10 protein-coding genes are annotated in these 10,544 nt (G+C 64.7%); 9 read left to right on the top strand and 1 reads right to left on the bottom strand.

The window, feature by feature from the left end; genetic code table 11:
- The 8 genes from AB0O58_RS22510 to AB0O58_RS22475 all read left to right on the top strand — a co-directional run.
- A partial coding sequence (locus AB0O58_RS22510) for a biotin/lipoyl-containing protein (RefSeq protein WP_366238827.1) occupies positions 1-1,454 on the top strand: 1,454 nt, incomplete at its 5' end.
- Between the two features lie 14 nt (positions 1,455-1,468).
- Positions 1,469-1,933, top strand: coding sequence for a MarR family transcriptional regulator (locus tag AB0O58_RS22505; RefSeq protein ID WP_052057215.1), 465 nt, complete (start codon positions 1,469-1,471; stop codon positions 1,931-1,933).
- Positions 1,934-2,097: 164 nt separating this feature from the next.
- A complete protein-coding gene (locus tag AB0O58_RS22500; protein ID WP_045842008.1) occupies positions 2,098-4,251 on the top strand; it encodes an MMPL family transporter in 2,154 nt (717 codons plus the stop codon).
- 42 nt (positions 4,252-4,293) lie between these two features.
- On the top strand, positions 4,294-4,713 hold the full coding sequence (locus AB0O58_RS22495) for a DUF302 domain-containing protein (protein WP_032383505.1): 420 nt from the start codon (positions 4,294-4,296) through the stop codon (positions 4,711-4,713).
- Positions 4,714-4,765: 52 nt separating this feature from the next.
- Positions 4,766-5,035, top strand: coding sequence for a metal-sensitive transcriptional regulator (locus AB0O58_RS22490; RefSeq protein ID WP_032366273.1), 270 nt, complete (start codon positions 4,766-4,768; stop codon positions 5,033-5,035).
- A 128-nt stretch (positions 5,036-5,163) separates the two neighbouring features.
- A complete protein-coding gene (locus AB0O58_RS22485) occupies positions 5,164-5,643 on the top strand; it encodes a Fur family transcriptional regulator (RefSeq protein ID WP_032366272.1) in 480 nt (159 codons plus the stop codon).
- A gap of 75 nt (positions 5,644-5,718) precedes the next feature.
- Positions 5,719-7,914: a catalase/peroxidase HPI gene (gene katG / locus AB0O58_RS22480; RefSeq protein ID WP_197077504.1), complete on the top strand. Its 2,196-nt coding sequence runs from the start codon at positions 5,719-5,721 to the stop codon at positions 7,912-7,914.
- A gap of 165 nt (positions 7,915-8,079) precedes the next feature.
- The gene (locus tag AB0O58_RS22475; RefSeq protein ID WP_155288482.1) at positions 8,080-8,223 is read left to right on the top strand and encodes a hypothetical protein; all 144 of its coding nucleotides are present in this window, start codon (positions 8,080-8,082) and stop codon (positions 8,221-8,223) included.
- A gap of 3 nt (positions 8,224-8,226) precedes the next feature.
- On the opposite strand, the gene AB0O58_RS22470 is transcribed toward AB0O58_RS22475, so the two are convergent.
- Positions 8,227-9,225, bottom strand: a complete 999-nt coding sequence (locus AB0O58_RS22470; protein ID WP_052063188.1) for a fumarylacetoacetate hydrolase family protein — start codon at positions 9,223-9,225, stop codon at positions 8,227-8,229.
- A 106-nt stretch (positions 9,226-9,331) separates the two neighbouring features.
- On the opposite strand from AB0O58_RS22470, the gene glsA reads away from it, so the two are divergent.
- A complete protein-coding gene (glsA, locus tag AB0O58_RS22465) occupies positions 9,332-10,540 on the top strand; it encodes a glutaminase A (protein WP_366238826.1) in 1,209 nt (402 codons plus the stop codon).
- Positions 10,541-10,544: the final 4 nt, after the last annotated feature.

The following is a 10,544-nucleotide window of genomic DNA, read 5'->3' as shown; positions in this document are numbered from 1 at the left end:
CGCAGTCCATCCGCGATCTCGGCGACAAGGTCACCGCCCGCCACATCGCCGCCCGCGCCAAAGCCCCCTCGGTCCCCGGCACCTCCGAACCGGTCAAAGACGCCGACGAAATCCTGGCGTTCGTCGACGAACACGGCCTCCCCATCGCCATCAAAGCCGCATTCGGTGGCGGCGGACGCGGCATGAAAGTGGCCCGCACCCGCGAGGAAATCCCCGAACTGTTCGACTCCGCCACCCGCGAAGCCGTCGCCGCATTCGGGCGCGGGGAATGCTTCGTCGAACGCTACCTCGACAAACCACGCCACGTCGAAGCCCAGGTCATCGCCGACCAACACGGCAACGTCATCGTCGCCGGCACCCGCGACTGCTCCCTGCAACGCCGCTTCCAGAAACTCGTCGAAGAAGCCCCCGCCCCGTTCCTCACCGACGCCCAACGCAAAGAAATCCACTCCAGCGCCAAAGCCATCTGCCTCGAAGCCGGCTACTACGGCGCCGGGACCGTCGAATACCTCGTCGGCCAAGACGGCCTCGTCAGCTTCCTGGAAGTCAACACCCGCCTGCAGGTCGAGCACCCCGTCACCGAGGAAACCTCCGGCATCGACCTGGTGCTGCAGCAGTTCCGCATCGCCAACGGCGAAGAACTGACCATCACCGAAGACCCCGAACCGCGCGGGCATTCGTTCGAGTTCCGGATCAACGGCGAAGACGCCGGCCGTGGGTTCCTGCCCGCCCCCGGACCGGTCACCACCTTCACCGCCCCCTCCGGCCCGGGTGTCCGCGTCGATTCCGGTGTCGAATCCGGCAGTGTGATCGGCGGCCAGTTCGATTCGATGCTCGCCAAACTCATCGTCACCGGAGCCACCCGCGAAGAAGCCCTCGCCCGCTCCCGCCGGGCGCTGGCCGAATTCACCGTCGACGGCCTGGCGACGGTCATCCCGTTCCACGCGGCAGTGGTCTCCGATCCCGCGTTCATCGGCGACGGCGACTCCTTCTCCGTCCACACCCGGTGGATCGAAACCGAATGGGACAACCAAGTTCCCCCGTTCACCGCCGGGCAACCGATCGACGACGACGAGGCCCTGCCCCGGCAGTCCGTCATCGTCGAGGTCGGAGGCCGACGCGTCGAGGTCTCCCTCCCGGGCGAGCTCACCCTCGGCGGTGGCAGCGGCGGAAATGCCGGTGCGGTACGGCGCAAGCCCAAGGCCCGCACCCGTGGCGGTGCCGGAGCCGGCGCCGCCTCCGGTGACTCGGTCACCGCACCCATGCAGGGCACCGTGGTCAAAGTCGCCGTCGACGAAGGCCAGGAAGTCGCCGCCGGGGACCTCGTCGCCGTCCTGGAAGCGATGAAAATGGAAAACCCCGTCACCGCCCACAAAGCAGGCACCATCACCGGCCTGAGCGTCACCGCAGGCGACGCCATCACCCAAGGCACCGTCCTCGCAGAAATCAAGTAGGGGAGTACCTTTCGATGACTGCCCTCGCTGAATCGTTCGACGGCGACACCTCTCCGGCGCATTCCACCGAGTTCGAGATCGTGTCCACGGTATTGCGGATGGCCTCGGCCGCCCGGGTGCGGTTGGCGGAGGCGCTCGATGCCCAGGGACTGAGCTGGGCACGGTACGAGGTACTCGAATTGGTATGTCGGAGAGGGCCGTTGTCGTACAGCGCGCTCTCACGTGAATTGGTGCGACACCGAACCAGCATCACTGCGACAACTGCCAGTCTCGTCGACGCCGGCCTGTTGGTGCGCAGTGTCAATCCGCGAAATCGACAGCAGTACTTGGTCGACGCCACCGACTCGGGGTATCGCGCGGTGACACGTGCCGAACGTGCGCTCGAACGGGCTCGGTCGCGGATGGCGGTCGATGCAGATTCCGAGCAAACACTCGAAGTGCTGCGCGGCATCGAGAAGCAGTGGAACAGGCGGGGCTGACCGACACGTCCTGGTTGTGATCCGCCGACGGTGATGCAAGTACCCCTGGGGTGATACCCCCAGGGGTACTTGCATACCCCCTTGGGTATGTGCAATGGTGAGCACGTTCGATCGCTCGGGGTTTCATCCGCCTCGACCGATACCCCCACCCGTATAGGAGAACCATGTCGCTGCGCGATGCCGAAATTCTTCGCCCACCTGACGACCTGACCGCGAGAGGGCCAGGACTACTCGGCCGTGCGGGTGCGTCGATGGTGACCCACCGTCGTTGGGTGTTCGGCGTATGGCTCATCGCGCTGATCGGCCTCGGTTCGTTCGCGCCCTCGGTCTTCACCGATCTGGCGGGAGCCGGGTGGCAGGCGAACGGATCCGAATCCGTACAGGTTCGAGAACTGGCCCAGCAGCATTTCGGTGGCAATTCGTCCGCAGCGGTGCAGGTGGTCGTTCACTCCGACGCAGCATCCATCACGGACCCCGCTGTTCGGGCAGTGATCGACGACGTGACCGAGGTGTTCTCCGGTGACTCCCGATTCGGAGACGTCGTTGCGCCGCAACCGAATATGACGATCAGCCCGGACGGCCGCACCGGCATCGTCATCGCCGGGGCGAACGGCACGACCGACGAGATGGTGAAGGCCGTCGACGATGTGAAGGAGCGGTTGACTGCGCTCTCGACCGACGGAATCGAGGTGTATCCCACCGGTTCGTCGGCCCTGTGGTCGGACTTCAACAAGGCGAACCACGACGCCATGATCCAAGCCGAACTGTTCTCGTGGCCGGTCACCTTGGCGATCATGGTGCTTGCCTTCGGTTCCCTTGTCGCGGCCGGTTTGCCGCTGCTGCTCACCGTCGCGGGGCTCGTTGCCTCCGCTGGTGGTCTGGTTCTGCTCAACGGTGTCACGCCGATCTCGGTGTGGGCCATGAACTTTGCAATGATGTTCGCCCTCGCGCTGGGAATCGACTACGCCCTGTTCATCGTCGCTCGATTCCGCGACGCGCTGCGGAACACCGACCCTCGGGCTGCCGTCGCCGCCACCATGGACACCGCAGGTAAGGCCGTCGTGTTGTCCGGGCTGACGGTGCTGGTGAGTCTGTCCGCAGTGCTGCTGGTCCCCGCGCCGGCGGTGCGCACGATGGCCGTCGGGATCATGTTGGCTGTCGCCTTCGTGTTGCTGGCAACGATGACTCTGCTGCCTGCGGCATTGGGTGCGCTCGGACCCAAGGTCAACGCCGCTTCGTTGCCGTACGCCAAGCGTCAAGTGCATCGATCCCCAAGGTTCGCGGCATGGGGGGAGTTGCTGCACAAGCACCCGTGGCCGTTCGCGGTCGTGTCGGTGGGGATTCTGATTGCGCTCGCCCTGCCGGTGCTCGGGCTGAAGGTGGCAATGCCGTCGATAGCAGTGGTGCCCGAGGATGCCCCCGTGCGGCAGGGTTACGAGCTCGTTCAGGACCGGTTCGGACCGGGCGCACCGGGTTCGCTGCAGATCGTGGTTCCCGAAGTGGATGCTGCCGAGACCGCAACCGTCGCTGCGCGGGTCGACGGGATCTCGATGGTGACGCCGCCGCAGAGTGCGGCTGACGATTCGGGATATGCACTGCTGCAGGCAATTCCGTCGGTGGATCCGTCCGACGAAGCGATGGGCTCCATTCTCGCCGAGCTGCGATCGACATTGCCCGATTCGGCACTCGTCGGCGGAGCACCGGCAGAGAACCTGGACCTGCAGCAGGCTTTGAACGACTACCTGCCGATAGTCGTCGGGATCATCCTGGTTCTCGGATTCGTGCTGCTGCTGGTGGCGCTTCAGGCTCCGCTCATCGCGTTGCTCGGTACCGCGGTGAGCCTGCTGTCCACCGCGGCGGCGTTCGGCGTCGCCAAGCTGATCTTCCAGGACGGACACGGATTCTCGTTGCTGGGCTTCACGCCGCAGGGATTTCTCGACGGTTGGGGTCCGGTGTTCTTCTTCGCGATGATCTTCGCCATCGCCATGGACTACACGGTGTTCCTCCTGGCTACCGCCAAGGAGCATTACGAGCGCTCCGGTGATTCCAAGGTTGCCCAGGTGGACGGGTTGGCCCACTCGGGACGAGTCATCTTTGCCGCAGCAGCGGTGATGGTGGCAGTGTTCTTCACATTCGCACTGTCGGATCCGTTGCCCCCGAAAGAGATGGGCATCATCCTGGGTGTTGCGGTACTGCTCGACGCGTTCCTGGTTCGACTCGTCCTGCTTCCGGTCCTGCTACGGCTGACCGGACACGGCGCGTGGTGGTCGCCGGCATGGTTACGTGCTGTCCTGCCCTCCATCCGTTTTTCTCACTGACACAACAGCTCACACTGACACAACAATTTTCGAGGAGACATCATGAACATCGCACTGTCCACCACACTGACCGACACCGATTTCGCCGACGCGATCGAGAGCACGAGAAAGGCGTTGTCGGAGCAGGGATTCGGAGTTCTCACCGAAATCGACATGCAGGCCACGTTGAAGGCCAAGCTCGACGAGGACATGGAGCGCTACGTGATCCTGGGCGCGTGCAACCCGGGACTGGCTCACCGCGCAGTGGGGGTGATGAAACAGATCGGTCTGCTGTTGCCGTGCAATGTGGTCGTGCGTGAGAACCCGGCGGCGGCGCGGTCCGTCGTCGTCGAGGCCATGAACCCGGCCATCATGGTCGAGGTCACCGGTGAGCCGCGGTTGGGTGCGGTCGCCGCCGAGGCCACGGCGAAACTGCAGGCGGCAATCGCGGCCCTCGGCGGTACCGGTACCGCGCCGCAATGATGCCCCCGGGGGTACCCTGGGGTTCACTGCTACCACCATCGAAGGAATCGACATGATCGGCGACGAAGACAGCATTGCACTGGTACTCAACCGGCTCAAGCGTGCGCACGGCCAACTTGCGGGTGTCATCGGGATGATCGAGAACGGTCGTGATTGCAAGGACGTCGTCACCCAGCTCGCTGCCGTGTCGCGGGCGCTCGACCGTGCCGGGTTCAAGATCGTGGCAACCGGCCTACGGGAGTGCATGACGGGGGATGCTGCTGACGGTAGGGAACCGATGACCGAGGCCGAGCTCGAAAAGTTGTTTCTGGCTCTGGCCTGAGCCGCCGGCCGAACTCCGGACGAACGGCATGTGTCGGGTTGCCGTCGATACCGAGTTGCAGTCGACAAGCAGCGGATTCGACTGCATACTTGACTTGGTCCAGAAAACCGGAGGATACTGACGCTGTGATGCCGATCTCACCCTATGCGGAGCAATTACGCACCGCCGATTTGCGCGTGACCCGTCCGCGGGTCACCGTGCTCGAGGTCGTCGAAACCAATCCGCATGCGGACACCGACACGATTCTCGGACTCGTCCGATCGGTGCTCCCCGAGGTATCACGCCAGACGGTGTACGACGTTCTCAATGCCCTGACCGCTGCGCGCCTGGTGCGTCGCATCGAGCCCGCGGGATCTCCCGCACGATACGAATCTCGGGTCGGGGACAACCATCACCACGCTGTGTGCCGCAACTGCGGCGTGATCGCAGACGTGGATTGCGCGGTGGGCGAGACGCCGTGTCTCACCGCATCGGACTCCGTCGGTTTCACGATCGACGAGGCAGAGGTCATCTACTGGGGCTTCTGCGCACAGTGTTCGGCTGCTCGCGAGCAGCCGGCAGTTCCCGTTCAGTTCCCTCCCCGGTCTCGAACACAGCAGAGTTCGTGACCACCGATCACAGCCCGATCGTCACACCTTGGAAGGAAGCACGTGTCTGAAGATCACGTAACACGCGAAAAAGAGATGAACGAGGATCAGCCGCAGGAGAGCGGTGGCAAGTGTCCGGTCATGCACGACGCGATGCCCACGCCTGTCGAAGGCGGCGGCAACCGCGAGTGGTGGCCCAAGGCGCTCAATCTCAAGATCCTCAAGAAGAACCCGGCCGTGGGCGATCCGATGGGTGCGGATTACGACTACGCCGCCGAGTTCAATTCTCTCGATCTCGCCGAGGTCAAGCGTGACATCGAAGCCGTGATGACGAACTCGCAGCCGTGGTGGCCTGCGGACTTCGGGCACTACGGTCCGTTCTTCATCCGCATGGCGTGGCACGCGGCCGGAACCTACCGCAAGCAGGACGGTCGCGGCGGTGCCGGAGCCGGCATGCAGCGATTCGCTCCCCTCAACAGCTGGCCCGACAACGCGAGCCTGGACAAGGCCCGCCGTCTCATCTGGCCGGTCAAGCAGAAGTACGGCCGCAAACTGTCCTGGGCCGACCTCATCGTGCTCACCGGCAACGTCGCCATCGAGTCCATGGGCCTGCCGACCTACGGCTACGCCGGCGGACGCGTCGACGCCTGGGAGCCGGACGAGGACGTCTACTGGGGCCCCGAGCAGACCTGGTTGGGCGACGAGCGCTACCACGGTGACCGCACGAGCCTCGAGAACCCGCTGGCCGCAGTGCAGATGGGCTTGATCTACGTCAATCCCGAAGGCCCCAACGGTAACCCGGATCCCGTGCAGTCCGCACTGGACATCCGCGAGACCTTCGGCCGCATGGCCATGAACGACATCGAGACTGCGGCACTCGCGGTCGGTGGACACACCTTCGGCAAGACCCACGGCGCAGCCGACCCCGATGCCCACATCGGACCGGAGCCCGAGGGCGCGCCCATCGAGCAGATGGGCCTGGGCTGGAAGAACAGCTTCGGCACCGGCTCGGGCGCCGACGCGATCACCAGCGGACTCGAGGTCATCTGGACCCCGACGCCGACCCAGTGGGACAACTCGTTCCTCGAGACCCTCTACGGCTTCGAGTGGGAGCTCTACAAGAGCCCGGGCGGCGCACACCAGTGGCGTCCGAAGAACGGAGAAGGCGCGGATCTCGTTCCCGACCCGGCGGATCCGTCCAAGCGTCGCCACCCGTCGATGCTGACCTCAGACATCGCGATGCGCGTCGATCCGATCTACGAGCAGATCACCCGTCGTTGGCTCGATCATCCCGAGGAGCTCGCAGAAGAGTTCCAGAAGGCGTGGTTCAAGCTCACCCACCGCGACATGGGACCGGTCTCGCGTTACCTCGGCCCCGAGGTTCCGGCGGAGCCCCTGCTTTGGCAGGACCCGATTCCGGCCGTCGATCACGAGCTGATCGGTGACGCCCAGATCGCCGAGCTCAAGCAGGCCATCCTCGGTTCCGAACTGAGCCAGGATCAGCTGATCTCGGCTGCGTGGGCGGCGGCATCGTCGTTCCGCGTCAGCGACAAGCGCGGCGGTGCCAACGGTGGCCGTCTGCGCCTGCAGCCGCAGGCCGGCTGGGAGGTCAACGAGCCCGACGAGATCGCACAGGTCATCCGCGTTCTCGAAGGCATTCAGCAGTCGTTCTCCGGAACGGTGTCGTTCGCGGACCTCGTCGTCCTCGGCGGTGTCGCAGCCGTCGAGCAGGCCGCCAAGAACGCAGGCGTCGACATCACGGTCCCGTTCACCCCGGGCCGCATGGATGCGACGCAGGAGAAGACGGACGTCGACTCGTTCTCCGATCTCGAGCCCAAGGTGGACGGCTTCCGCAACTTCCTGGGCAAGGGCCAGAAGCTGCCCGCCGAGTTCAACCTGGTCGATCGGGCCAACTTGCTCTCGCTCAGTGCACCGGAAATGACCGTGCTGGTCGGCGGTCTGCGTGTACTCGGCGCGAACTACAAGGGGTCGACGCACGGCGTCCTCACCGACAAGGTCGGCACGCTCACCAACGACTTCTTCGTCAACCTCCTCGACATGGGCACCGAATGGGTTCCCACCGCGGAGGACGGCATCTACGAGGCCAAGGACGCCGCTACCGGCGAGAAGAAGTGGACCGGAACACGTAACGATCTGGTCTTCGGCTCGAACTCCGAATTGCGGGCTCTCGCAGAGGTTTACGCTTGCGATGACGCCAAGGAGAAGTTCGTCCGGGACTTCGTCGCAGCCTGGGACAAGGTCATGATGCTCGATCGCTTCGAGCTCGCCTAGTACTCACCGGCGCTGATGCGCCACCCGAACTCGAAGTTGTGGATGGAATACGAGCTGGATCCATCCACAGCTTCGAGTTCGTCGTTACCGGGCTGTTATCATTCGATGCCGATTCGTGACTTTGCGCCTGGATTTGTCGCAATGTCCGATTGTCATGCTGGTTGCATGACACAACAGGACGTATCCGCAGGCTCTGCGGACAACAACAGAGACGAAACACGTCAGAGTGCATCCGGTTTCGGGTCGTTCCTCGAGATGTTCCAGGACGCGTCGACCGACAAGTCGGACACCGAGCGCGGAATCCGATAGGACTCAGCGAGCACCGATGGTGTTGGTGACGGAGCCGATCCGTTCGATATCGAGTTCGACTCGGTCGCCCGGAGCGATCCACCGGTCGAGTTCGAGCCCACAACCGCGAGGCAGGGTGCCCGACGTCAGGAGCTCGCCGGGGTAAATGCTCTCGCCGCGACTCGCAAACGCCAGAGATTCACCCATGGAATAGCGCATCCCGGCAGTGCTGGTGGTCGACCAGAGCTCGCCGTTGACCCGGACGGCCGCGGCCAGCGAATCTACATGCGCCGCAACCTCATCGGGGGTGACGACGTCTGCGCCCATCGAACTGGCGAACGTCTTGGTCTTGACGACCGGGCCGAAGGGCGTCCGGCGCTGCTCCTCCCACTGTGTGTCCCGCGCGCTGATGTCGTCGAAGACGACGTAACCGCCTATCGAAGCCTCGGCCTCCCGCTCTGACGCATCTCGGATCGGTCGGGTGACGACGGCACCGAATTCGAGCTCGAAATCGAGAACTCGGCTGTACGACGGCCACTCGACATCGGCCCCGTCGGCTACGACGGTCAGGTGGTTACCGGTGTAGTAGATCGGATGGTCGTCGAACCCCGGACCGGGACGCAAGGCCGGGAAAGTTCGACGCGTCAGCATCTCGAATCCACGGATGAACGGGACGGCACGCGGTAGATTTCGCCGAACGAGGTTGTGCGCGGCCAGATCCCAGTGCTCGTCCCAACCCAGGAAGCAGCGCAGTGACGCCGGAACGACCGGAAGGGTCGGTGCCGGTCGGTCCATCGTCGCGACGCCCTCGTCGGCCGCCCGCCGCGCCACCGTCGTTGCGGCTTCACGTGCGGGTTCACCTGCATCGAGGAACCGAAGCATGGACCCGGTGAGCGGGCGCAGGATCTCGGGGGCACCCAGAGTCGAGACCGCAGCCTCGAGATCGATCCACGTGGTCGTGTCGGGCACGTGGACGGCAAGGCGGTCGGCGGAATCGGTGGGGGTCAAGCGTCGCAGTCGCACGGGCGCGTCCGATCTGTGCGGAGCGATGCTCCACAACGGTTGAGGAACCCGGAGTGTAAACGGTGCCACGGTCGGCGTGTCAAGACCCGACGGTTAGCGTGGGGTGATGAGATCACCGGTGCCCGAGTATCTTCAGTCCGTCCTGACGGAGTGCCGACACCTCGACGATGGGGAAATGTCGAGCGGCAACCCGGAATTGGCGGCGGCCGATCCCGACACGTTCGCGGTTGCGCTCGCCACCGTCGGTGGGTCGCACTACGGGGCGGGCGATACCGACACCGAATTCTCCATCCAGTCGATCGCCAAAGCGGTGGCCTATGCGCTGGCCATCGAGGACAACGGGCTCGCAGCGGTGCTCGAGGCCGTCGACGTCGAACCGTCGGGGGATTCGTTCAACGAGATCTCGTTGGAGGCGCGGACCGGTCGACCTCGCAACTCTCTGATCAATGCCGGTGCGCTGGCGGTACATTCGATGATCGCGGGAAGTGACGGCGAAGAACGAGCGGGGCGGCTCATCGAGCTGCTCGGAGCCATGGCCGGCCGTGAACTCCACATCGATCGATCGGTGTACGAGGCCGAACTGGAATCCGACGATCGAAATACCGCGATCGCGCACCTGCTGAAGTCGGTCGGCCACCTCGGTGCGGAACCCGCGGTCGTCGTCGACGGGTATGCGCGCCAGTGCGCGGTGACGGTGACGTGCAACGATCTGGCCGTGATCGCCTCGGTGATGGCGAACGGCGGAACCGATCCGGCCACCGGCCGACAGGTCGTCGACCCCGCGGTCAACCGTCACGTTCTCGCTGTCATGGCAACCTGTGGGATGTACGACGGCAGCGGCAGTTGGATTGCGACAGTGGGCATTCCGGCCAAGAGTGGAGTCGCGGGAGCCATCATGGGCGTGCTCCCCGGTCAGGTGGGTGTTGCCGTGATCTCGCCCCGGTTGAACGAGCACGGAAACAGCGTCCGCGGGGTTGCGGTGTTCGAGAGGTTGTCACGCGACCTCGGTCTGCACATGATGCGCGTCCCTCCCAGCGGCGAATCCGCCATTCGCACGCTGAACGAATCCGACGGCGTCACGACCGTCGAACTGCAGGGCGAGCTGAGGTTCGCCGGTGCGGAATCCGTCGTCGCCCGTCTTGCGGCCGGCGTCCCGGACTGCGAGGAGATAGTCGTCGATTTCACCGAAGTGCGCGCCGTCGACGGCGCTGCACAGCGCCTCCTTCGAGAGGCTGTGAGCGGACTGGAAGACGACGGCTACCGCGTCGTCGTCGAGGATCCCGACGGGCTGATGAACGCCTCCCGCGACAGCTGACACA

It is taken from the genome of Rhodococcus sp. NPDC080181 (genome assembly GCF_040702225.1).
Lineage (GTDB): Bacteria > Actinomycetota > Actinomycetes > Mycobacteriales > Mycobacteriaceae > Rhodococcoides > Rhodococcoides fascians.
Note: the sequence above shows the minus strand (reverse complement) of the source record. Positions and strands in the feature narration are given on the sequence as shown.

Coding starts and splice junctions, on each gene's coding strand:
- AB0O58_RS22505 (WP_052057215.1), top strand. CDS start 1,469: ATGACTGCCCTCGCTGAATCGTTCGACGGCGACACCTCTCCGGCGCAT.
- AB0O58_RS22500 (WP_045842008.1), top strand. CDS start 2,098: ATGTCGCTGCGCGATGCCGAAATTCTTCGCCCACCTGACGACCTGACC.
- AB0O58_RS22495 (WP_032383505.1), top strand. CDS start 4,294: ATGAACATCGCACTGTCCACCACACTGACCGACACCGATTTCGCCGAC.
- AB0O58_RS22490 (WP_032366273.1), top strand. CDS start 4,766: ATGATCGGCGACGAAGACAGCATTGCACTGGTACTCAACCGGCTCAAG.
- AB0O58_RS22485 (WP_032366272.1), top strand. CDS start 5,164: ATGCCGATCTCACCCTATGCGGAGCAATTACGCACCGCCGATTTGCGC.
- katG (WP_197077504.1), top strand. CDS start 5,719: ATGAACGAGGATCAGCCGCAGGAGAGCGGTGGCAAGTGTCCGGTCATG.
- AB0O58_RS22475 (WP_155288482.1), top strand. CDS start 8,080: ATGACACAACAGGACGTATCCGCAGGCTCTGCGGACAACAACAGAGAC.
- glsA (WP_366238826.1), top strand. CDS start 9,332: ATGAGATCACCGGTGCCCGAGTATCTTCAGTCCGTCCTGACGGAGTGC.